This window comes from Acinetobacter sp. YH12227 (genome assembly GCF_013417785.1).
Classification (GTDB): domain Bacteria; phylum Pseudomonadota; class Gammaproteobacteria; order Pseudomonadales; family Moraxellaceae; genus Acinetobacter; species Acinetobacter gandensis.
Genome location: NZ_VPDH01000063.1, coordinates 1 through 21614, shown reverse-complemented (window position 1 = coordinate 21614; position 21614 = coordinate 1). Strand labels below are relative to the sequence as shown.

The 21614-nt window shown below is 42.0% G+C and carries 22 protein-coding genes and 3 pseudogenes; 10 read left to right on the top strand and 15 right to left on the bottom strand.

What is annotated here, in order from left to right:
* Window positions 1-100 (top strand): annotated as a pseudogene (locus tag FTV09_RS13345) (IS1 family transposase); the annotation flags it as partial.
* 217 nt (window positions 101-317) lie between these two features.
* On the opposite strand, the gene tuf reads toward FTV09_RS13345, so the two are convergent.
* The 5 genes from tuf to FTV09_RS13320 form a co-directional block, all read right to left on the bottom strand.
* Window positions 318-1508: an elongation factor Tu gene (tuf, locus tag FTV09_RS13340; RefSeq protein ID WP_180058607.1), complete on the bottom strand. Its 1191-nt coding sequence runs from the start codon at window positions 1506-1508 to the stop codon at window positions 318-320.
* 92 nt (window positions 1509-1600) lie between these two features.
* The gene (gene fusA / locus FTV09_RS13335) at window positions 1601-3736 is read right to left on the bottom strand and encodes an elongation factor G (RefSeq protein ID WP_067766323.1); all 2136 of its coding nucleotides are present in this window, start codon (window positions 3734-3736) and stop codon (window positions 1601-1603) included.
* 130 nt (window positions 3737-3866) lie between these two features.
* Window positions 3867-4337, bottom strand: coding sequence for a 30S ribosomal protein S7 (gene rpsG / locus FTV09_RS13330; RefSeq protein WP_067728659.1), 471 nt, complete (start codon window positions 4335-4337; stop codon window positions 3867-3869).
* A gap of 179 nt (window positions 4338-4516) precedes the next feature.
* A complete protein-coding gene (gene rpsL, locus FTV09_RS13325) occupies window positions 4517-4891 on the bottom strand; it encodes a 30S ribosomal protein S12 (protein WP_004648013.1) in 375 nt (124 codons plus the stop codon).
* Between the two features lie 161 nt (window positions 4892-5052).
* Complete coding sequence (locus FTV09_RS13320; protein ID WP_180058606.1) at window positions 5053-6510, bottom strand: EcsC family protein; 1458 nt, start codon at window positions 6508-6510, stop codon at window positions 5053-5055.
* A gap of 273 nt (window positions 6511-6783) precedes the next feature.
* Between FTV09_RS13320 and FTV09_RS13315 the strand changes: the two genes are divergently transcribed.
* Window positions 6784-8013: a beta-ketoacyl synthase N-terminal-like domain-containing protein gene (locus tag FTV09_RS13315; protein ID WP_180058605.1), complete on the top strand. Its 1230-nt coding sequence runs from the start codon at window positions 6784-6786 to the stop codon at window positions 8011-8013.
* Window positions 8014-8036: 23 nt separating this feature from the next.
* Window positions 8037-8489, top strand: a complete 453-nt coding sequence (hemJ, locus tag FTV09_RS13310) for a protoporphyrinogen oxidase HemJ (protein WP_180058604.1) — start codon at window positions 8037-8039, stop codon at window positions 8487-8489.
* A 229-nt stretch (window positions 8490-8718) separates the two neighbouring features.
* On the opposite strand, the gene FTV09_RS13305 is transcribed toward hemJ, so the two are convergent.
* The gene (locus FTV09_RS13305) at window positions 8719-9429 is read right to left on the bottom strand and encodes a GntR family transcriptional regulator (protein ID WP_180058603.1); all 711 of its coding nucleotides are present in this window, start codon (window positions 9427-9429) and stop codon (window positions 8719-8721) included.
* Between the two features lie 22 nt (window positions 9430-9451).
* Here FTV09_RS13305 and lhgO point away from each other — a divergent pair, with 22 nt between their 5' ends.
* Entirely contained in the window at window positions 9452-10660 is a 1209-nt protein-coding gene (lhgO, locus tag FTV09_RS13300; RefSeq protein WP_180058602.1) for an L-2-hydroxyglutarate oxidase, read from the top strand.
* A gap of 32 nt (window positions 10661-10692) precedes the next feature.
* A complete protein-coding gene (locus FTV09_RS13295) occupies window positions 10693-12000 on the top strand; it encodes an MFS transporter (RefSeq protein WP_180058601.1) in 1308 nt (435 codons plus the stop codon).
* Window positions 12001-12109: 109 nt separating this feature from the next.
* Here the strand turns inward: FTV09_RS13295 and lysM are convergent, their stop codons facing one another.
* The 6 genes from lysM to FTV09_RS13265 form a co-directional block, all read right to left on the bottom strand.
* Window positions 12110-12583 carry a peptidoglycan-binding protein LysM gene (gene lysM, locus FTV09_RS13290; RefSeq protein WP_067766136.1) on the bottom strand — a complete coding sequence of 158 codons (474 nt, stop codon included), beginning with the start codon at window positions 12581-12583 and terminating at the stop codon, window positions 12110-12112.
* 199 nt (window positions 12584-12782) lie between these two features.
* Entirely contained in the window at window positions 12783-13019 is a 237-nt protein-coding gene (gene acpP / locus FTV09_RS13285; RefSeq protein WP_067766132.1) for an acyl carrier protein, read from the bottom strand.
* 85 nt (window positions 13020-13104) lie between these two features.
* On the bottom strand, window positions 13105-13839 hold the full coding sequence (gene fabG / locus FTV09_RS13280) for a 3-oxoacyl-ACP reductase FabG (RefSeq protein ID WP_067766129.1): 735 nt from the start codon (window positions 13837-13839) through the stop codon (window positions 13105-13107).
* Window positions 13836-14810: an ACP S-malonyltransferase gene (gene fabD, locus FTV09_RS13275; protein ID WP_067766126.1), complete on the bottom strand. Its 975-nt coding sequence runs from the start codon at window positions 14808-14810 to the stop codon at window positions 13836-13838. Before fabD ends, fabG begins: the two co-directional genes overlap by 4 nt.
* A 204-nt stretch (window positions 14811-15014) precedes the next feature.
* Window positions 15015-15197 carry a 50S ribosomal protein L32 gene (gene rpmF, locus FTV09_RS13270; protein ID WP_004279227.1) on the bottom strand — a complete coding sequence of 61 codons (183 nt, stop codon included), beginning with the start codon at window positions 15195-15197 and terminating at the stop codon, window positions 15015-15017.
* Window positions 15198-15274: 77 nt separating this feature from the next.
* The gene (locus tag FTV09_RS13265) at window positions 15275-15832 is read right to left on the bottom strand and encodes a DUF177 domain-containing protein (RefSeq protein WP_067766123.1); all 558 of its coding nucleotides are present in this window, start codon (window positions 15830-15832) and stop codon (window positions 15275-15277) included.
* 97 nt (window positions 15833-15929) lie between these two features.
* Here FTV09_RS13265 and FTV09_RS13260 point away from each other — a divergent pair, with 97 nt between their 5' ends.
* The gene (locus FTV09_RS13260; protein WP_067766120.1) at window positions 15930-16592 is read left to right on the top strand and encodes an elongation factor P hydroxylase; all 663 of its coding nucleotides are present in this window, start codon (window positions 15930-15932) and stop codon (window positions 16590-16592) included.
* 89 nt (window positions 16593-16681) lie between these two features.
* Window positions 16682-17299: an L-threonylcarbamoyladenylate synthase gene (locus tag FTV09_RS13255; RefSeq protein ID WP_067766117.1), complete on the top strand. Its 618-nt coding sequence runs from the start codon at window positions 16682-16684 to the stop codon at window positions 17297-17299.
* Window positions 17300-17320: 21 nt separating this feature from the next.
* Here the strand turns inward: FTV09_RS13255 and FTV09_RS13250 are convergent, their stop codons facing one another.
* The gene (locus tag FTV09_RS13250; RefSeq protein WP_180058608.1) at window positions 17321-18046 is read right to left on the bottom strand and encodes a GNAT family N-acetyltransferase; all 726 of its coding nucleotides are present in this window, start codon (window positions 18044-18046) and stop codon (window positions 17321-17323) included.
* A gap of 302 nt (window positions 18047-18348) precedes the next feature.
* On the opposite strand from FTV09_RS13250, the gene FTV09_RS13245 reads away from it, so the two are divergent.
* The 3 genes and pseudogenes from FTV09_RS13245 to rluB all read left to right on the top strand — a co-directional run.
* Window positions 18349-19143 carry a ScpA family protein gene (locus FTV09_RS13245; protein ID WP_180058600.1) on the top strand — a complete coding sequence of 265 codons (795 nt, stop codon included), beginning with the start codon at window positions 18349-18351 and terminating at the stop codon, window positions 19141-19143.
* A complete protein-coding gene (gene scpB, locus FTV09_RS13240) occupies window positions 19140-19736 on the top strand; it encodes an SMC-Scp complex subunit ScpB (RefSeq protein ID WP_180058599.1) in 597 nt (198 codons plus the stop codon). The genes FTV09_RS13245 and scpB overlap by 4 nt, the downstream gene beginning before the upstream one ends.
* Window positions 19737-19777: 41 nt before the next feature.
* Window positions 19778-20680 (top strand): annotated as a pseudogene (rluB, locus tag FTV09_RS13235) (23S rRNA pseudouridine(2605) synthase RluB); the annotation flags it as partial.
* Window positions 20681-21046: 366 nt separating this feature from the next.
* Here the strand turns inward: rluB and FTV09_RS13230 are convergent.
* Window positions 21047-21274 (bottom strand): annotated as a pseudogene (locus tag FTV09_RS13230) (transposase domain-containing protein); the annotation flags it as partial.
* Between the two features lie 104 nt (window positions 21275-21378).
* Window positions 21379-21614, bottom strand: a 236-nt coding sequence (locus FTV09_RS13225) for an HNH endonuclease (protein WP_180058597.1), incomplete at its 5' end; no start/stop codon positions are given.

Sequence of the window (21614 nt, the reverse complement as noted above, 5' to 3'; positions counted from 1 at the left end):
GCGCGGTTTTAGAAAGAGTTGTAATTTCTCCAAAAAGATTGAAAACCATTTTAAAGCCTTCGACTTAACCTTTTTTTACATCAATAATGGTTTCATTTAATGTCAGCATACTTTTTGAAACACCACCCACTCATTTATTATTTGTTTTGATGTTTTTTATATTAAGGAATTATTGAATGTTTATTTGTGCAGATAAGGACAGTGAATTATCAGTTAAGGACAGCTTTTAGAATTATTGTTAGACAATCTTTATATTTAATTGAATTTGAATAAAAAAAAAGCGCCTCAAAGAGGCGCCTTTTTTACACAATCAGCGATTATGCAGTTACTTTAGCAACTACACCAGCACCAACTGTACGACCGCCTTCACGGATCGCAAAACGTAGACCTGGATCCATTGCGATTGGGTGGATAAGCTCTACTGACATTTCAACGTTGTCACCAGGCATTACCATTTCCACGCCTTCTTTAAGCGCGATCGCACCAGTTACGTCCGTAGTACGGAAGTAGAACTGTGGACGGTAACCGTTAAGGAATGGAGTATGACGACCACCTTCTTCTTTAGAAAGTACGTATACTTCAGCGTCGAATTTAGTATGCGGTTTGATTGCACCTGGTTTAGCAAGTACTTGACCACGTTGAACGTCTTCACGTTTAGTACCACGTAGAAGAACACCACAGTTCTCGCCCGCACGACCTTCGTCAAGAAGTTTACGGAACATTTCTACGCCAGTTACAGTTGTTTTAACTGTATCTTTGATACCAACGATTTCAACTTCTTCGCCTACTTTAACGATACCAGTCTCAACACGGCCAGTTACTACTGTACCACGACCAGAGATTGAGAATACGTCTTCAATTGGCATAAGGAATGGAAGGTCGATAGCACGTTCTGGCTCTGGAATGTAAGAGTCAAGTGCTTCAACCAGTGCAACAACAGCGTCTTCGCCATACTGACCAGCTTCACCGTTAAGTGCAGCAAGTGCAGAACCGCGGATCACTGGAGTGTCATCGCCCGGGAAGTCATAAGTAGAAAGAAGTTCACGAACTTCCATTTCAACCAGTTCAAGAAGCTCTTCGTCATCTACAAGGTCGCATTTGTTCAAGAATACAACGATGTAAGGTACACCTACCTGACGAGAAAGCAGGATGTGTTCACGAGTCTGTGGCATAGGACCATCAGTCGCAGCACATACAAGGATCGCGCCGTCCATCTGAGCAGCACCAGTAATCATGTTTTTAACATAATCGGCGTGGCCCGGGCAGTCTACGTGAGCGTAGTGACGAGTTGGAGAATCGTATTCTACGTGTGAAGTATTAATTGTAATACCACGTGCTTTTTCTTCTGGTGCAGAGTCGATTGCAGCGTAATCACGCGCTTCGCCACCGAATTTTTTCGCACATACAGTTGCAATCGCAGCTGTTAAAGTTGTTTTACCATGGTCGACGTGACCAATTGTGCCCACGTTAACGTGTGGCTTATTACGTTCAAACTTAGCCTTAGCCATGAGATCTTCCTTTTTAAACTACTCATGCAGGATCACTGCATGAGCACTTGGGTTTAACTATGAATTAGTTTGGGCTTATAGTAATCGAAAGATTACTCGTCGTCACCTTTTTTACCGCCAGCTTGGAACTTAGAAATGATGCCTTCAGCCACGTTACGTGGAGTTTCAGCATATTTAGCAAATTCCATAGAGTATGTCGCACGACCTTGAGACATAGAACGCATATGAGTTGCGTAACCAAACATCTCAGCAAGTGGAACTTCAGCACGGATCGCTTTAGTACCGCCAGGAAGATCGTCCATACCTTGAACCATACCACGACGACGGTTTAAGTCACCCATGATATCGCCCATGTAGTCTTCTGGAGTTTCTACTTCAACTTTCATGATTGGTTCAAGAAGGATAGGATCCGCTTTCATGAAACCGTCACGGAACGCGTAAGAACCTGCCATTTTGAACGACAATTCGTCAGAGTCGACATCATGGTAAGAACCGTCGAACAATGTCGCTTTAATGCCAACTACTGGGTAGCCAGCTAAAACGCCGTTCTTCATACGTTCTTGAATACCTTTGTCAACCGCGCCGAAGAATTCTTTAGGTACAACACCACCTACAACTTCTTCAACGAATTCGTAGTCTTTACCAGCATCTTCAGCAAGCGGTTCTAGACGTACGTATACGTGACCGAATTTACCTTTACCACCAGTTTGACGTACGAATTTACCTTCTTGCTCAACCGATTTTTTGATCGTTTCGCGGTAAGATACCATTGGTTTACCAATGTTCGCTTCAACACCGAATTCACGCTTCATACGGTCAACAATGATGTCAAGGTGAAGCTCACCCATACCAGCAATAATTGTTTGACCTGATTCTTCATCAGTACGTACACGGAATGATGGATCTTCTTTTGCCAAACGACCTAAAGCTACTGACATTTTTTCTTGGTCAGCTTTAGTCTTAGGTTCAACTGCAAGTGCAATTACTGGCTCAGGGAATTCCATACGCTCTAGTGTAATTACGTGGTTTTCATCACATAATGTATCACCAGTAGTCGTGTCTTTCAGACCTACACACGCCGCGATGTCGCCCGCACGAATCTCTTCGATATCTTTACGGTCATTCGCATGCATCTGTACGATACGGCCTACACGCTCACGCTTCATTTTCACTGGGTTATAACACGGGCTACCCGCTTTAAGAACACCAGAGTAAACACGTACGAAGGTTAAGTTACCTACGAATTTGTCGTTCATGATTTTGAACGCAAGTGCAGAGAACGGTGCATCATCAGACGCTTCACGCGAACCTTCAGATTCGTCTTTGTCGTCTAAGATACCTTTAATCGCTTCAACGTCAGTCGGCGCTGGTAAGAATTCAATAACCGCATCCAACATACGTTGAACACCTTTGTTTTTGAACGCAGAACCACAAAGCATTGGTTGAATTTCATTCAACAATGTACGTGAACGGATACCAGCAACGATTTCTTCTTTCGTTAACTCGCCTTCTTCAAGGTACTTGTCCATGAGTTCTTCTGATGCTTCCGCAGCAGCTTCAACCATGTTTGTACGCCATTCTTGAGCAAGCTCAACTAGGTCAGCTGGGATCTCACCGTATTCAAACTTCATACCTTGAGATGCTTCATCCCAGATAATCGCTTTCATTTCGATAAGGTCAACAACACCTTGGAAGTTTTCTTCAGCACCGATTGGAACAACGATTGGCACTGGATTACCGCCAAGACGTGTTTTAACTTGTTCAACAGCACGGAAGAAGTTAGCGCCAGTACGGTCCATTTTGTTAACGAACGCGATACGTGGAACTTTATATTTATTAGCTTGACGCCATACAGTTTCAGACTGAGGTTGTACACCACCTACAGCACAGTAAACCATGCACGCACCGTCAAGAACACGCATAGAACGCTCAACTTCAATCGTGAAGTCAACGTGTCCCGGTGTGTCAATTACGTTAATACGGTGTTGTTCGAACTGGTTGCCCATACCTTTCCAGAAGCATGTTACAGCTGCTGAGGTAATAGTAATACCACGTTCTTGCTCTTGTTCCATCCAGTCAGTTGTAGCTGAACCTTCGTGAGTTTCACCTAACTTGTGGCTCTCACCTGTGTAGAACAAAATACGTTCAGACGTAGTTGTTTTACCAGCATCAATGTGCGCTGAGATACCAATGTTACGGTAACGAGAAATTGGGGTTTGACGAGCCATGATTTCTTGCATTCCTAAATTTTGTTGTTTAAAACAGGACGCTTTAAGTTGCTAGCAACTTAAAGCGTTTTAATGACAAATTGGTGACAACCAACCTGTCAACTTCCTGATTAGGGCCTGTTTTATTTGCTTAGAAACGGTAGTGAGAGAATGCTTTGTTGGCTTCAGCCATACGATGCACGTCTTCACGTTTTTTAACCGCTGCGCCTTTACCTTCAGCTGCATCAAGCAACTCACCAGCAAGACGTAAAGCCATAGTTTTTTCAGAACGCTTAGCAGCAGCATCTACTAACCAACGCATAGCCAAGGCAGTACGACGGGATGGGCGCACTTCCATAGGAACTTGGTATGTAGCACCACCAACACGGCGTGCTTTTACTTCGACCATAGGACGAACTTTTTCAAGCGTAGCTTCAAAAAATTCAACTGGGTCTACTTTTGATTTTTCTTGAACGCGGTCTAAAGCACCGTAAACGATACTTTCAGCAATAGATTTTTTACCATCTTGCATTACGTGGTTCATGAATTTAGCGATTGTTTGGCTGCTGAATTTAGGATCCGGAAGGATTTCTCGAGCAGCGACTACGCGACGTCTTGGCATTTTAAACTACCTATAAATATGACACTTCAGGTTTATCCAGCATGAGTACAAAGTGTCGTGTACATTTCGCTGGCCTTACTACACGTCGCTTGAATTTCACAAAATTAAATGCAGAAATCAGACAAGCGAGACGATAAAGGATTGCGGTCTTGCGTTCTTAAGAAGTTAATCTAAAAAGATTATTTCTTAGGACGTTTAGTACCGTATTTAGAACGAGACTGGTTACGATCTTTAACACCAGCGCAGTCTAAAGAACCACGAACGGTATGGTAACGTACACCTGGTAAGTCTTTAACACGACCACCACGGATAAGAACAACACTGTGCTCTTGTAGGTTATGGCCTTCACCACCGATGTAGCTAGAAACTTCGAAACCTGAAGTTAAGCGAACACGGCAAACTTTACGCATTGCTGAGTTAGGTTTTTTAGGTGTAGTTGTGTAAACACGTGTACAAACACCACGACGTTGTGGACAAGCCTTCAACGCAGGAACTTTTGATTTTTCAATCAAAGTTGTACGACCCTTACGGATCAACTGATTTGTTGTTGCCATTTGGCAAATCTCCCGTTAATTAAAAGCCCCAAAAAATACTACTTTTTGAGGGCATGCAATTGTAAGCGAAGACTTAATTTTGGTCAACATTTCAGTGCCATTGAAATCTAAGTGGTTACACCTATTGCACACTTATTCGCCTGCAAATAAGTGATTTAATTTTAAACAGGTTCATCTGGTTTTTTTGTAACTGAATCTTCTTGTTTCACTTTGGCTTTTTGTGCTTTCGCTTTAGGCTTTGGCTCAACCTCAGCTAACACTTGCTCTTCTTCAAGATCCAAATCCGCAGTAAATTCTTCACTTTCACTAAGAGCTGGCTTTTGCGCTGCAACAGGTTGATGCGGCTCAACCACTTTTTTTGCCAGTGCATCCAAACCTTCAGACACTCGATCTTCCTGATTCGACTGATCATCAACAGCTTTTATGTGGGTCTTTTTAGTGACTTTAACATTACGAATACTGTCATGCCCTTCTACTTCAACCACTTGATCCAATACAGGTTCAGCACCACCTAAGCTTTTCGCTTTAATAGTTTCGATACCTTCTAATAATTTAGGTGTCGCCTGTGCCAACAATTCAATTGAACGCTCATAGGCATGTAAAGGCGGAAGTGTCAGATCTTGGTGCTGAATAATGTACTGACGTGCATTCGAGAAAACTTGTTGTGCTTTTTGATTCACTTCATCAACCAAACGGCGACTATAAACCGCACTGATCCCCGCGCTTGCAACAGGCGATAATCGTGTAATTTGATTCAACAGTGAAACCTTAGGTAATTGGTTCAGCCATGCCCATTTGAATTGACCCTGCTCATCCAGCACGTACTTTTTCAGTGCCGCAGCATCAGTATCTGAACCCAACATTTGTTGCAATTGGCTAAGATCATTGGTTTGCAAGGTATTGGTTAATGCTTTAACAGCCATTAACAATGTTTGCTTTTCAGCAATTAAACTTAGATCAACCTGCTTAAAAATAAACTGCACAATGTCTTGATCTGTTTCTTTGCTCAAATCAAAGCCATAAGAACGTCCAACCTGATAGATCACCCGAAGTGTCATTAACAAAGATGCAGGGATATCAATTGTTGAACCCAGCAAACCTGTAGCACCCGTGATTGCACCTTGTATAGAAGCAATCCATTTGTTTTGTTCAGCCAGTGCCTGACTAATGCGATGAGAACGATCTACATCTTGGGTTAAGACTTCTAAGTCTCGTACACCCGCTTCATCAAGTACCGCATCCACAGAAGACAATTCAGAGCTAAAATGATTCAACTGATCAAATAAATAGTCAGAAATTTTATCGGTAAATTGTGGTGCGACAAAATTCGCTACATTATTAACAGTACTAAAATGACGACCAAGCAGTTGCCTAGAAACATTCGGCACATGTTCACGTAAAATTTGTTGCGGATTGTCATATTTTTTAACATCAAACAAGCCTGTTTGATGTGACTGCCCTTCTAAAGTTTGTCCATTTTTTTGCGGCTGTATAACCTTTGTTACCGACTCTGGTGCCACATAATTAATAATTGACACCCCTGTAGAACTGAGCTTTTTAGCCACTCCAAAGGCATTTGAGAGCAAACTATTGGTTGGTTTATTATTCGATTTCGCCATTCCCGACCCCATTCTAACTATTCTTGAAATTCTTGATAAATACTAGGTGTAGTCAAACTTTATCACAACTTGAATATGTATCTTTTAGTTAAGATTTTCATAACAGCACAGTAAAAGTACATAGACAAAAATTGGCATAGGATTTGCCATAAGAATTCAAAATGCTTTCTGCTATTATTATTCCATTCAAAATACATGAGTCAGACTGTGTAGATGCCCTCTCCTAAAGGCTATTCCACATCTCACTCACTACTCGCTATAAAGGATCTGTAGATGAAACGTGTTGTAATCACTGGTATGGGCATCAACTCATGCATTGGTAATACATTAGAAGATGTTACTCATTCTTTGCAAAACGGGATTTCTGGAACACGTTTCAACCCAACTTATGCAGAACTCAATTTTAAGAGCCACGTAAGCGCTGCAGCCGAACAAGATTTTGACGGAATTGACCGTCGTTTAAAACGTTTTATGGGCGTTTGCGCAATGTATGCATATAACGCGGCTGTTGCTGCTGTTGAAAATGCAGGCTTGACTGCTGAACAACTTGCAGGTAATCCACGTTATGGTATTATTGGGGGTTCAGGTGGTGGTTCAACCGCTTCTGTCATCGAAATGAATGAACTATTACAAACGAAAGGTGCACGTAAAGTTGGCCCTTTCTTTGTACCGCGTAACATGACAAACACGATCACTGCAAACGTGGGTGTAGCCTTTAAATTACAAGGTATTGCTCATACCATTACCAGTGCTTGTGCAACATCTGCTGATGCCATTGGTTATGCATACAATATGATTCAACTCGGCAAACAAGATTTAATGCTTGCGGGTGGCGGTGAAGAAGATCATTGGTCTCAAAGCCTGCTGTTTGATGCAATGGGAGCATTGTGCTCTAAATACAATGAAACGCCGGAAACTGCATCACGCCCATACTCTGCTGACCGCGACGGTTTTGTGATTGCTGGTGGTGGTGGTTTTGTAGTGCTTGAATCACTTGAACACGCTCAAGCACGTGGCGCAAACATCCTTGCTGAAGTTGTCGGTTATGCTGCAAACTCCGATGGCGCAGACATGGTTGCACCAAGTGGCGAAGGCGCAACACGTTGCGTACTTATGGCGCTTGAAGAAGCAAAACAACATGGTGTAGACAAAATTGATTATGTAAACACCCACGGTACATCTACACCTGCTGGCGATATTACTGAACTTAAAGCAATGGAAAATGCGTTTGGTGTAGGTAATGTACCACCACTTAGCTCAACCAAATCTATGACAGGTCACAGCTTAGGTGCGGCAGGCGTACAAGAAGCCATTTATTCTGTATTGATGATGCAAAATGACTTCATTGCACCGAACATCAACGTAACTGAGCTTGATGAAGGTGCAAAACCTTTTGATATCGTACTTGAAAAACGTAACACAAAACTGAATACTGTGATGAGTAACAGTTTCGGTTTCGGCGGTGTAAATGCCTGCCTCGTTTTCAAAAAATGGGAAGGCTAATCCGCCCAAGATAGGGTGATTTAATGGATGCTCCTTCTGATGCTTTCTTGTGGTTAAAAGCATTACATATTATTGCTGTGGTGTGTTGGTTCGCTGCGTTATTCTACCTACCACGGCTCTATGTTTATCATGCGATGAGTGATGATGCTACCAGTCACCAGCGCTTCCAGATTATGGAACGCAAGTTGTACCGAGGTATAATGTGGCCAGCGATGATCGCCACACTCATCACAGCCCATTTTTTAGTTGATTGGGGGGATGCAACCCGCCATTACCACGAAGCTTTATGGTTCTACCTTAAAGTTGGCTTAGTTGGTCTTTTAGTAATTTATCACTTTGTATGTGGTTATTACCGTAAAAAGCTGATCGAGAATGCACACTATAAGTCACATAAATTTTGGCGTTACTTTAATGAAATGCCAACATTAATTCTTTTTGCAGTTGTAATTTTAGTGGTTGTTAAACCCACCCTCTAAAGTTATCTCCGCAAAAAACCTCCAAATTGGAGGTTTTTTATTGAATTCATAGACATCAAATAAGCAACTTAATTAAAATAATTAAATCTTCATTATTTAAATGCCTTACACCTAAATAATTTTTTTGTAGCATAAGCTTTTGAAAACTTAGACTAAAGTCTAAGCTATCTCAAGTAAAGACAAATATCTTTTCAATTTACCTGTTGCATGCAACATGCTAGTATCTATTTTATAACCAATTCAGATACTCACTTGTACTGTAGTCAGACCAACTACTGTCCCGCTTAGCTGATTCTTGGTTAATCAATAATGTCGCTGTATTGATGATATGTGTACGCATGCAATCTGCAGCCTTTTGCGCATCACCTGCAACTACCGCACAATGTAGTTCCAAGTGATCTTCAAAAGTCTGCATGCAGTTTCTTGAAGATGGAATAGTTGCAGAACCTGCAATCAAAACCTGATTTCGCGTATTACTGATAACGTCAATTGCCTTTTGATTACCCACAATTTGCAGCAATGCCAAATGATAGTCGCGGTCCACTTTTAAAGTTCCTGTGATGTTTTCTGATGAAGCCTGTAGCTTGAATTCTTCAAACAAAGTATTCAAGCGCTCAATATCAGCCTCTGTTCGAACCTCTGCTGCACGATGAATTAGCGGAACTTCCAGCATGAGGCGAATTTGGAAAGACTCAATCATGGTAGGAAATGAAGTGGGAATAATGCGAATGCCTTTGTTCTTTTCAATTTTTACAATTCCAATCTTTTCCAGCATTTGAGCAGCTTCGCGGACGGGTGTGCGTGAAATGCCGCCCAGCATCTGACCCAATTCGGTTGCAGAATATAAAACATTGAATTGCAAATGATTATTAATAATTGCGTCCTGCAATATTTCAAATGCTTCTTCCGTCAATGTTTTAGGTTTTTGAATCAATTTCATGCTGTTTTACAAGGGAATAAATATGACTAACAAACATTATGCCATCATCGGAGGGGGAATCAATGGATTAGCTGTTGCCCGACAACTCCTTCTAGATTTCCCTGATGCCAATGTAACAGTCTTTGAAAAAGAAACTGAAGTTGCAATGCACCAATCTAGCCACAACTCAGGCGTTGTCCATGCAGGCCTTTACTATGAGCCAGGCGGCTTAAAAGCGCGTTTGTGCCGCCGCGGTGCGGAATTGGTTCATCAATATTGCACAGAAAACAATATTCCTTATGATGAGTGCGGCAAAGTAGTTGTTGCACTTTCAAAAGAAGAAGAAGGCCGTTTAGATGCCATCTATCAAAAATCGATTGCCAATAAAGTGCCTGATGTCCGTATTTTAACAGGCAACGAAATTCAAGATGTAGAGCCAAACTGTATTGGCACTAAAGCGCTATATTCTCGACGTACAGCCATTGTGAGCTATGGCGAAATTGCACGTCAAATTGCGCAAGAAATTAAACAAAAAAATGGCACATTGGTCCTTGGTCGCAAGGTAGTAAACTTAACCGAGCAGCACAACAAAATCACCGTACACTTTGAAGGCGGCGACCATTATTCAGAAGCATTTGATTATGTTGTGACTTGTGCAGGCTTACAGTCAGATCGTTTAGCAGCAAACTCTGGCGATATTGAAACTCCAAAAATAGTACCTTTCTTTGGACAGTACTATGTCATTGATGAGCAATTTAAAAGCCATGTCAAAGGCCTAATCTACCCAGTGCCAGATCCTAAATATCCATTTTTAGGTGTGCACTTCACCAAACGCATTGACGGTCAAATGACCATTGGGCCAAATGCATTTATTTCTTTCGGCCGTGAAAATTATACAGGCAATAGATTCAATATTTCAGATATTTATGACTTTCTAACGTACAAGGGTTTTTGGAAATTCTCATCGAAAAATATGTCTGCAGCCATGCGTGAACTTAGAACCGTACTGAGCCAGACTAACTTCGTTTCTGAAGCAGCCAAATACGTACCTTCACTTGCCGATGTATCAGTTGAGCCTGCAACACGCGGCATCCGCGCGCAAGCTATGGAATCTGATGGCTCGCTAGTAGACGATTTCGTCATCCGTAAGCAAGGCAATATTACCCATATCCGTAATGCACCATCTCCAGGGGCAACCTCATCCCTTGCGATCGCCGAATATATTGTTCGGGAAATTATGACGCACCACTAATTCATCAGGACACTCACTTAAAGGAATATTAAATGAGCAACTTCAAAGAGACAGAAATCGAAAAAAAGAAGCGGCTAAAGAAGGTAGCCACTGCAACCATCGTTGGCTCCATGCTGGAATGGTATGACTTCTACCTCTATGCAACCATGGCTTCGATTGTATTTAGTAAGGTTTTTTTCGATAATTCAGATCCGGGCAGCGCAACCCTAAAAGCTTTTGCAACTTTTGCAATCGGCTTTATTGCCCGCCCTATTGGTGGTTTATTCTTTGGCTATTTTGGCGATAAATATGGCCGTAAGAAAATGCTGTTTGTCACCTTTTTATTAATGGGGCTATGCACCACTGCAATTGGATTCATACCGACTTATGAATCCATTGGTATTTGGGCTGCGGTATTACTGGTATTCTTCCGTATTATTCAAGGTCTTGGTGCGGGTGCGGAGTTTGCAGGCGCTGCCATTACATCTTATGAACATGCCTCTGAAGATAAGCGCGGCAGCCAAGGCGCTTGGCCAGCTCTCGGTCTAAACTTAGGTCTATTGCTTTCATCTCTGACCGTATTCTTGCTGACTTTAAATGGCGATGAATTCTTGGTGAATGGCGGCTGGCGTATTCCATTTATCCTTAGTTTTGTTCTAGTCCTTGTGGGCTTATGGGTTCGGAAGAGTCTGCCAGAAACTCCTGACTATGAAGAAGCGCATGTCACCAAAGCTAAAGTGAAAAACCCATTCAAAGACATCATGAAAACCAATATGAAAGGTTTAATGGTGGTGTTTATTGCAGCCATTGGCTACAACGCTTTGAGCTACATCTTTAAGACATTCTCCTTAGCCTATTTAACGCAATTTCAAGGCGTAAGCGCGCATGTCACATCTTTATCTGTGACCATTGCCAGCTTAGTGGCAATTTTCAGTGTGCCTTTCTTCGGCTGGCTATGCGATAAGTGGAACAGCAAAAAAGTGCTGATGATGGGTGGCTTTCTATCTGTACTCTTTGCCTATCCATTTATGAAACTTTTAGAAACGGGTGACAGCACTTCTATCTATATTGCGATTGCAATTGGTACAGGTCTTTTAGCACCAATGATGTTCGCACCACAAGGATCGTTCCTCAGTCGTCAGTTTGCTGTCGAAAACCGCTCTACTGGTGTAAGTTCAGGTCGTGAAATTGGAACAGCCATCGCTGGCGGTTTAGCCCCTTTAGGTGCACTTTCCATGGTAGCTGCATCGCCAACCCACTCAACAACCAGTGTTATAATTATTTTGGGCATCTCTGGCATTTTGGTGGCGATTGCTGCATTCTGCGATCAGGGCTATAAGTTTTCCAAACATAAAAATTAATATGGTGTACATATAAAAAAGGCGCATAAAGCGCCTTTTTTATAGTGTTCGTTTTTACATTGCTCATATCTAAGATGAGCACTGAATAACAGCCCCTCCCTGCTTAATATTAGGCAGGAATACGAAGCACTTGACCTGGAAAAATGTCATCTGCATTCTTTAACAGCGGACGATTCGCTTCAAAAATTTTATTATATTGATTTGCATCACCATAAAATTCTTTTGAGATTTTCGATAAGCTATCACCTGATTTCACAGTATAAAATTTGCTTTCAGGCTCTGGACTTGCAACTGTGAGTTGATCATCAACTTGCGCCACATGATCAATATTACCCACCGCAAGAATAATTTTTTCACGATCGGCTTGGCTCTGCACTTGACCCTTAACCGTTGCCAAGTCAGATGTACCGTTATAACTCACAGATAAACCTGTAACAGGTAAACCTAAGCTCTTGACGTGCCCCAATAGCTTATTTGCGATTTCTTGAGCAGAAGGCTCTGATGGTGTTGCAGGAGCAGCTTGTGGCTCTGCTGGTGCTGTATTCTTTTTACCAATACCTTTTACAAAATCAAAAAGACCCATGTTTTTCTCCGTTGTTTTACTGTTTTTCAAGATTAAATTATTTATGAAACATTCTTTTTATAGCTAAAAAATAACCTGTTTTGAGTTGCCATTGGTGACATAAACGTAAGTTAATGTAAAAAAACATCTTAAAAAAATATAGGTATAAAAAAAGCTGCCAAATGGCAGCTTTTTAAATCAGCATCGCTGAAATCTTAAATTAACCTAGTTTTTTAGAAACGTAGTCAATTGCAGATTGCACAGTAGTGATTTCGTTTGAATCTTCATCAGGAATAGTAATGTCGAAATCGTTTTCGAAAGACATAACTAATTCAACTAGGTCAAGAGAATCTGCACCTAGATCATCCATGAAAGAAGCTTCGTTTTTGATCTCGTCTGCTTTAAGACCAAGTTGTTCAGCTACTGCTTGTTTTACGCGTAGTTCGATATCGCTCACAGGAATTCTCCTCATTGCTTGTGGCGTTTTTAATGCCGTTAGTTTAATTGAATCTAAATCGTTTTGAAAGTTTATACTTAAGCGCTTAGCTCATGTATAAACCACCATTTACATGTAATACAGTCCCAGTAATGTAACTTGCCTTTTCGGAAGCCAAGAAACTTACGGCATTTGCGATATCTTGCGGCTCACCCAAACGGTTTAAAGCCACTTGATCACTCATTTTTTTACGAATTTCTTCGCTCAACTGTTCTGTCATTTCTGTTGCAATAAAGCCCGGAGCCACTGCATTTACAGTGATTTGGCGGCTTCCCATTTCTTTTGCAAGACTGCGACCAAAGGCCTCAATCCCCGCTTTCGCAGCAGAATAATTTGCTTGCCCAGGGTTAGCAAAATGCGCAACCACAGAACTAATATTAATAATTCGGCCAAAACGTGCTTTAGTCATACCCTTTAAAACACGTTTAGAAAGTCGATAAACGGCTTTTAAATGAATATTGAGAATGTCATCCCAATCATCTTCCGACATACGAAGTAACAAATTATCTTTGGTTATACCCGCATTATTGACTAAAACCAGTACTGAACCATAGTTCTGCTCGATGTCAGACACAAGTGCATCAATCGCAGTTGCATCACGCACATCTAAAACTTTACCGGCACCATTTTCAGCAAAAGCAGCAGAGAGCTTTTCTGCACCTGCCTCTGAAGTAGCCGTACCAACAACAAAATAACCGTCTTGAATTAATTGCTGAGCAATTGCAGCCCCAATCCCTCGGCTCGCACCTGTGACTAAAGCAACTTTGCGTTCTTGTGTCATGCAATTTTCCCTTCTGCCACTAAAATGGCATTCAGCGCATCTTCCATACGAACTTTAGTGTCCAGTGGAAATGCTTTTTCAATATTTGGTAAACGTTTTGCGAGATTCGCAAGGACATTACCTGGACCACATTCAGCAATATACTGAATTCCCTGATCTTGCAGATACTGCATGGTCTTTGTCCACTGCACAGATTGATACAATTGTGCAGTTAACGCCTGACGTAATTGCGCTACATCTGTCGCGATTTCAGCGCCTACATTTTGTATTACAGGTATAGTCGGCATCTCAATGGCAGTTTGTTCCAATGCTGTTGCGAACTGTTCTGCAGCAGGCTTCATCAATGCGCAATGTGATGGCACTGAAACAGGAAGTGCAATTGCTTTACCCCCATTTTCCTTTGCCGATGCCATAACTGCCTCAACCGCATCTTTGTCGCCTGCAATAACCACTTGGCCTTGCGCATTATAATTTGCAGCATCAACAGAGCCTTCAACTTGGGCGCAAAGCTCAATCACTTTAGCATCTTCAAGTCCAAGAATGGCAGCCATTGCACCCTGACCTGCAGGGACAGCACTTTGCATCAACTGACCGCGCAAATGTACCAATTTCACTGCATCACCCAAGCTCATCGCACCTGATGCAACTAAAGCGCTGTATTCACCCAAAGAATGGCCTGCCAAGTACTTCGGCGCAACGCCGCCCAGCTCTAACCATACACGCCATAACGCAATACTTGCAGTTAATAATACGGGTTGAGTAAATTCAGTTTGATTTAAACCTTCGCCACTTTGTGCAATATGCCAAAGATCAAAACCGACAGCTTGAGATGCTTCTGCAAAAGTTTCTTGCACACCACTAAACTGTTCCGCAAGCTCTGCGAGCATGCCGACTTTTTGTGAACCCTGCCCTGGGAATACAAAGGCAGTTTTAGTAGCTTGAGCTGCTTGCTCGAGTTGTTTAGCAGACATAAAAAATCCTTTATCAAGATGGCTTATTTTGTGTCGTTTGGACATAAAACAAACACAATCTCATGTACGCTTATTTCAGGGACGGAAATTTAACACTTAATTTTTGACTTGGTAATTGCCAAATGCAACAAAAACACGATACAAAAAAAGGGAGCTTAACGCTCCCATTTTTTCTACTAAGCTTGACGCTTAATACATCATCAATTATTCAGCAGATGCTTTAGCGAATAATTGACGACCACGGTAGATACCATCTTTAGATACGTGGTGACGACGATGAGTTTCACCAGTAGCTTGGTCTACAGTTAATGCATTCTCAGTTAAAGCGTCATGTGAACGGCGCATGTCACGGCGAGAGCGACTTTTACGGTTTTGCTGAACGGCCATGATGGCTCCTTACAAATATCGAAAAAATGGATCAGAACAAATTCAGTTGTCTTATACTTCACAGTATAACACAAAAATTAGTTAAGTTTACCCTTCAAACCTGCCAAAACATCAAACGGGTTATCCCGTTTTTCTTCAACAAGCTCTTCTACGGCAGGTTGATGCTTATGTTCACAAAACTCATGTTTCGGAGACAACGGCATCAACAATAACAATTCATCTTCTATGAGTGCGAGTAAATTAGCAGTCGCAGGCGCATCAAAGCTTCCTTTAACTGTTGCTTCACTTTCACCTAGAACAATGAAATCAGCATCCTCATCCAAGCGCTCTATCAGTGACTCATCATCCACAAGAGCTAGATGAAAATCTGAAACAAGTTCAAGTTCTACAGTATCCAGACAACGCTGGCATTCTACAGGCACTTTTGTTTCAACGTGACCATCTAGCCATACAACGCGATGATATGCATCCATTGATAGCTTACAGTCTATGTTAATCAATTGATCATCAATTGATCCAACAGCTTCACGGGATATTCGAACAAAGCGTGATAATGGCAGTTGACCTGTCCATTTGAAGCCCTGTTCGGCCCATTTAAACGGCTCTATCTGTGCCGGAAAGGTATTTGCTGACATAATTAAGGCGGCAATTCTACAAATTCATCAGTACTCTGTCAAAGATTAAGATACAATTTTGTACTTATTTAGACAGACCTATTGGGTAAATTAAGTCATGCATCTGTTGCAGCCGCAAACAGAAGTGAATATTTCATCACTTGTTAGCACAATTTCAACCATCGATTCTGACATTTCAACCGACCAAGTGCAACTCTTGGACTGGGAGAAACTTTCTACAGAAGCAGAACAAGTTGATTGGCTCATCTTACACTTTAATTCTTGGTTTTCCCACCTGAATGTGACATTAGTCAAAGGTGATTTTGAACCCGAATATTTCCCAGCGAGTGAACACGCTCCTGCACGTATTCAATTTGCCCATGGCTTTTTCAATAGTGCCTTGCATGAGATTAGCCATTGGACCATTGCGGGTGATAAACGTCGCTTACTTCCAGATTTAGGCTATTGGTATGCACCCGATGGCCGTACAGCCGAACAACAAGCCTTATTTGAACAAGTTGAAATTAAACCGCAAGCCATTGAATGGTTATTCGCCCAAGCCTTTGGTAGAAAGTTTCGTGTTTCTTTAGATAACTTGACGGGTGAAGGTGGCAATGGCAGCAGTTTCAAAGACAATGTATATGCTCAACTTCAGCAATATTTTAGTGGTGAAGCAAAATTACCACGTGACGCACAACACTTCATTTCGTGTATTTGTGCTGCAACGCGCGCTGGCAAAATGTTACAAGCGAATGAATTTAAGCGTGAAATGCTTGATTAAATTATACAAATTGGCACTTTTTCAGATTGCACAATGCAGATCGACAAAGACATAATGGCATGAGCACCCAATAATAAGAGGAAAACGATATGTTACATTTGAGAATACATCCGGAAAATCCTCAACCACGCTTAATTACTCAAGCAGTGGAACGCATTCGCGCTGGCGATGTAGTGGTTTACCCTACCGATGCCGCTTATGCCATCGGTTGCCAAATTGGCAACAAGAGCGCTATGGAGCGCATTGCCCAAATTCGTCAACTTGATGCTAAACATCAATACGCCATTATTTGCGCCGATTTATCTGACATTGCCACTTATGCCAAAGTCGACAATGCCATGTATCGTTTATTGAAAAATAATACGCCTGCAGTGACCACGTTTATTTTGCCTGCGACCAGTGAAGTACCTCGCCGTTTAATGCATCCCAAAAAGAAAACCATTGGTTTGCGTATTCCAAGTAATCCGATATGCCAGTTGTTGCTGAAAGAGCTAGATGAACCACTTCTTACATCTACCCTCATCCTACCTGGGCAAAGTGAACCGATTGACGATCCTTATGAAATTGAAATGCAGATTGGTAAGCGTATTGATGTATTGATTGATGGCGGCTTAGGTACACTGAACACTACAAGCATTGTTAATTTGGCTGGCGATTACCCAGAAGTAATTCGTCGCGGTGTCGGTGATGTGAGTGCTTTTGAATAAGCACTCCACGTTTGCCTTACCTTATACAGCGTAAAGTTGCATAAAGTCTTTTAAATGAATTTTCTGTTGCCCATCACCATCGAAATTGTCGGGTTTTAGCCACGCCTGATAGGCTTGGAGAATATCATTCCACTGATGGTCGAGCATCGAAAACCATGCTGTATCGCGGTTTCGACCTTTCACGATCACATGTTGGCGAAATAAGCCTTCATATTCAAAACCGAAACGTAATGCTGCCTTTTTTGATGGCATATTTAAATCATCACATTTCCATTCTACCCGTCGATAACCCGCCGCAAAACACGCTGCAAGCAGAAGGTAAACGGTTTCAGTGGCAGCCGTTGAACGTTTCATAACATTTGAAAAATAAACATTGCCAATTTCAACAACAGCGTGATGTGGTCGCAGATTTAACAAAGCGATCCAACCTACAACCTCATCATTAATCTGAATGACGTAATGAATCGCCCCTTCAAAATAAAATGCGTTTTGGAAATAATCTTGTAATTGCTGCAAATTTTGCATTTGTTCATATGGCAAATAAGTCCAGCAACTTACATCAGGCTCCTTTTGCACGGATTGCCACAATTTCTTGATGAGCTGATTATCCAGTTGATTAGGCAACATTGGAATCAATTGCACCGTTCGCCCAACTTCAGGCTGAATCGTAAGCTGACAAGGCTCAATAAAATTTAGCGCTGCACCCACTTCTTGCCCGAATTGATTTTGTTGTATAAATCTTTGCATCATTTTCCTTTCTATTCATTTTGCCATTTGAATGATTGTAGCCTGTAGATATTTAGATCTCTGTAATAAATCCCAAAGAAAAACTGAATAATTTTAAAGCAATAAAAACCCTCAAATGTTAACCCTGTCACTGTTCACAGATTATTTTTAGTTTTTTAAGCAATTCAACCGTTGAGTAATTTCTTTAAAGCCAAATTTCCTTTACACTATTCCCTATAAACTGTGTGCTTTTACTTTTCGATGTGAGATCGAAGCAAAAGCTGTCTGCATGCCTTTGAAAATTCGCGTGGCCTATAATTGCAATGAACCCTACTGTCCATAATTCTATGGAAAATGCCCCACACATTCGTGTTTTGGATGAGTGGCAAGAAGCTATTCCAGAAGATTTGTACATACCGCCTTCTGCATTTGAAATCCTGCTTGAGCATTTCGAAGGACCACTCGACTTCCTAATTTATCTAATCCAAAAAAACGGTTTTGACTTATTACAAGTTGATATAGCGCCAATTGCTGCTCAATATTTATCGTATATGGATGCGATGAAGTCATTGAATATCGAGCTAACAGCCGACTATATGGTCATGGCAGCTTTACTTGCAGATTTAAAATCACGCCTCCTGTTACCTAAACCTAAATCTGTCTCTGCGCATGAGCAAGACCCAAAACAAGAATTGATTGACCGTCTTGAAACCTATTTACGGATTAAACACGCGGCCGAACGTTTAGGACAAATGTCTGTCCTTGACCGAGACACATTTGATACCAATGTCAGTTTAGGTACAGTCATTGAAAGCAATGATGGTTATGACATTAATTTGCTTCGTGATGCCATGCTCTGCGTGTTTAACCGACCAGAGCCTGTAACTCATCAAATCTTACAAGAGCCTGTGCTGCTTGAAGAGCGTATTGCATTTATTGAAAGTAGGCTTGAATCGGGTGAAGTTTTAGATTTTGCCGATTTGCTCAAGCCAAGCCAAGGTCGTATGGGTGTTGTGGTGACGTTTATGGCCATTTTAGAACTGACACGCCAACAAAAAGTACAGATTGTCGCATCAGGTGTAGAAGCACCGCTTGCAATTCAAGGAGCACGTGCATGAACACTGAATCGACTCAAATGACAGCCATGTCATCTGAAGATAATCTACATGAAATTTTGATGCAGCTTGAGGCTATTATTTTTGCGAGCGATGCTGCAGTAAGCATTGCACGCTTAAAAGAAGCCTTCCAAGACCGTTTTACCAAAACAGAATTACGCCAATACTTGCAACAACTATCCATGTTGCAACATGGCAGATCAATTGAACTCGTTGAAACCATTCAAGGTTTCCGTTTTCAAGTACGTGCAAAATATCGTAATATTATTGCACAGACCTGGCCTGAACGACCGACTCGTTTATCGCCATCCTTGCTCGAAACGCTTTCTGTCATTGCTTATCATCAACCGGTAACACGTGCAGATATTGAGCAAATTCGAGGAGTGACCAATAACAGTCAAATTTTACGTACTTTATTTGATTGGAACTGGATTAAAGAGTCTGATTTTCGTGAACTCCCAGGAAGACCCGCGTTGTTAGTCACAACGTCACAATTTTTAAATGCTTTTGGTCTAACCACTTTAGGCCAATTGCCTCCCCTGCAGGATGCCAAGGAAGCTTTTATGGCGCTCGATGCAAATGCACCGAAGTCATAAATAGGTGAACTGTTGATGATAATTTCTAAGGTTATGCTGTCATGAGTGAAAAATTGCAAAAGGTGCTTGCACGCGTTGGTTTGGGTTCTCGCCGTTATATGGAAGAAGTCATTGCCGCTGGTCGTGTAAGCGTAAATGGGCAAGTTGCCCAAGTGGGTGAACGTATCGAACCAACTGATGAGCTTCGCATCGACGGTCGTAAAGTTCAGTTCCAAATTGAAGATGAAATTCGTCGTCGTGTGTTGATTTACTATAAGCCAGAAGGTGAAATCTGCTCGCGTAACGATCCTGAAAATCGTCCAACTGTATTTGAACAATTACCGCAAATTACTGGTGATCGTTGGGTGATGGTTGGTCGTCTAGACATTAACTCGACTGGTCTTTTGTTATTCACTAACGATGGTGAATTAGCAAACCGCCTAATGCATCCTTCTAGCGAAATTGAGCGTGAATATGCTGTTCGTGTTATGGGTGAAGTAACGCCTCAACTAAAAAACAACATGCTACAAGGTGTGGTGTTAGATGATGGCCCAGCGAAGTTTGAATCATTCTCTGAAATTGGCGGTGAAGGTATTAACCGTTGGTTCCAAGTCGTGGTAAAAGAAGGTCGTAACCGTGAAGTACGTCGTATCTTTGAATCACAAGGTTTAAAAGTAAGTCGCCTTCTACGTACTCGTTATGGTTCGGTTATTCTGCCACGTGAACTTCGTACTGGCCGCTGGATTGAACTTGATAAACAAGATATTGACAACTTAACCAAATCTGTAGAGCTAAAACCACGTCAAGGTACAGGCCTGTTTGGTATGGCAAAACGTCGTACAGAACGTATGCAAGACAAACCTATGGCTGCTCGCCGTGGTGGTTATTTACGTCAACAACGTCGTGATACCGATGAAAATCAACCACAAGTAACAGGTCAACAGTTCAACCGTGGTGAACGCCGTAATGATGGTGCTCAAGGCAATAGCTTCAATCGTGGTGAGCGCCGTGAAGGTTTCCAGGGCAATGGTTCTAACCGTAGCGAGCGTCGTAATGATAGCTTCCAAGGTAATAGCTTCAACCGTGGTGAACGTCGCAATGATGGCTTCCAAGGTAATAGCGCAAACCGTGGTGAACGTCGCAACGACAATTTTGGTAATCGTGAACGTCGTGAAGACTCAGTACCAAGCCGTGCATTTGGTGCAAATAAAGGCTTTAAGAAATTTTAATTTTAAGCCATAAAAAAACCGCTCTTTTGAGCGGTTTTTTTATTTAAGACATTTAGGAAAATTGTTCTGTCGTAAGCGTCCGCTGAACCCCATGCCTATTTTTTAATTCGGTTCAGGTTTCCAGCGGTGTGGTAGCAATTCTTCAATCTGAGTCACTTTATGTGTCGGCAACCTTTTCAGCACATCACTTAAATAGGCATACGGATCCAGCCCATTCAGCTTTGCTGACTGGATTAATGTCATGATATTGGCTGCTCGCTGACCGCTGCGCAGCGAACCAGCAAACAGCCAGTTCTTACGTCCCAACGCCCAGGGACGCATCTGATTGTCGGGTAGTCAGACGCAGTTACCTACGTCCAACCCCCTAAGAACCGTGCATGCGAGTTTCCCAGCACACGGCTCAAGCCTCTGCTAAGGCGCCATTCGGCACCCGGTTATACATCGTTGACATTGGCAAACTGAACACTCCTCGGACAATACAGATGGTAAATCTCAAGATTAGCAACTGCATCCGTTCCACCATGACTTAGCTTCACAATATGGCGGCTGTGCCATGGTGTATCTTTGGTGACTGGTTTAAGACAGGCGCAGCAGCGACCACCTTGTTTTAGCCACACCCGATACAGCTTGGCTCGCCCCTTTGCGGAGACCAGCATTCTTTTACCCCATC

What these genes read in the sequence shown, in the direction of transcription:
- tuf (WP_180058607.1), bottom strand. Translation starts at nt 1,508, where the DNA reads ATGGCTAAGGCTAAGTTTGAACGTAATAAGCCACACGTTAACGTGGGC.
- fusA (WP_067766323.1), bottom strand. Translation starts at nt 3,736, where the DNA reads ATGGCTCGTCAAACCCCAATTTCTCGTTACCGTAACATTGGTATCTCA.
- rpsG (WP_067728659.1), bottom strand. Translation starts at nt 4,337, where the DNA reads ATGCCAAGACGTCGCGTAGTCGCTGCTCGAGAAATCCTTCCGGATCCT.
- rpsL (WP_004648013.1), bottom strand. Translation starts at nt 4,891, where the DNA reads ATGGCAACAACAAATCAGTTGATCCGTAAGGGTCGTACAACTTTGATT.
- FTV09_RS13320 (WP_180058606.1), bottom strand. Translation starts at nt 6,510, where the DNA reads ATGGCGAAATCGAATAATAAACCAACCAATAGTTTGCTCTCAAATGCC.
- FTV09_RS13315 (WP_180058605.1), top strand. Translation starts at nt 6,784, where the DNA reads ATGAAACGTGTTGTAATCACTGGTATGGGCATCAACTCATGCATTGGT.
- hemJ (WP_180058604.1), top strand. Translation starts at nt 8,037, where the DNA reads ATGGATGCTCCTTCTGATGCTTTCTTGTGGTTAAAAGCATTACATATT.
- FTV09_RS13305 (WP_180058603.1), bottom strand. Translation starts at nt 9,429, where the DNA reads ATGAAATTGATTCAAAAACCTAAAACATTGACGGAAGAAGCATTTGAA.
- lhgO (WP_180058602.1), top strand. Translation starts at nt 9,452, where the DNA reads ATGACTAACAAACATTATGCCATCATCGGAGGGGGAATCAATGGATTA.
- FTV09_RS13295 (WP_180058601.1), top strand. Translation starts at nt 10,693, where the DNA reads ATGAGCAACTTCAAAGAGACAGAAATCGAAAAAAAGAAGCGGCTAAAG.
- lysM (WP_067766136.1), bottom strand. Translation starts at nt 12,583, where the DNA reads ATGGGTCTTTTTGATTTTGTAAAAGGTATTGGTAAAAAGAATACAGCA.
- fabG (WP_067766129.1), bottom strand. Translation starts at nt 13,839, where the DNA reads ATGACACAAGAACGCAAAGTTGCTTTAGTCACAGGTGCGAGCCGAGGG.
- fabD (WP_067766126.1), bottom strand. Translation starts at nt 14,810, where the DNA reads ATGTCTGCTAAACAACTCGAGCAAGCAGCTCAAGCTACTAAAACTGCC.
- rpmF (WP_004279227.1), bottom strand. Translation starts at nt 15,197, where the DNA reads ATGGCCGTTCAGCAAAACCGTAAAAGTCGCTCTCGCCGTGACATGCGC.
- FTV09_RS13265 (WP_067766123.1), bottom strand. Translation starts at nt 15,832, where the DNA reads ATGTCAGCAAATACCTTTCCGGCACAGATAGAGCCGTTTAAATGGGCC.
- FTV09_RS13260 (WP_067766120.1), top strand. Translation starts at nt 15,930, where the DNA reads ATGCATCTGTTGCAGCCGCAAACAGAAGTGAATATTTCATCACTTGTT.
- FTV09_RS13255 (WP_067766117.1), top strand. Translation starts at nt 16,682, where the DNA reads ATGTTACATTTGAGAATACATCCGGAAAATCCTCAACCACGCTTAATT.
- FTV09_RS13250 (WP_180058608.1), bottom strand. Translation starts at nt 18,046, where the DNA reads ATGCAAAGATTTATACAACAAAATCAATTCGGGCAAGAAGTGGGTGCA.
- FTV09_RS13245 (WP_180058600.1), top strand. Translation starts at nt 18,349, where the DNA reads ATGAACCCTACTGTCCATAATTCTATGGAAAATGCCCCACACATTCGT.
- scpB (WP_180058599.1), top strand. Translation starts at nt 19,140, where the DNA reads ATGAACACTGAATCGACTCAAATGACAGCCATGTCATCTGAAGATAAT.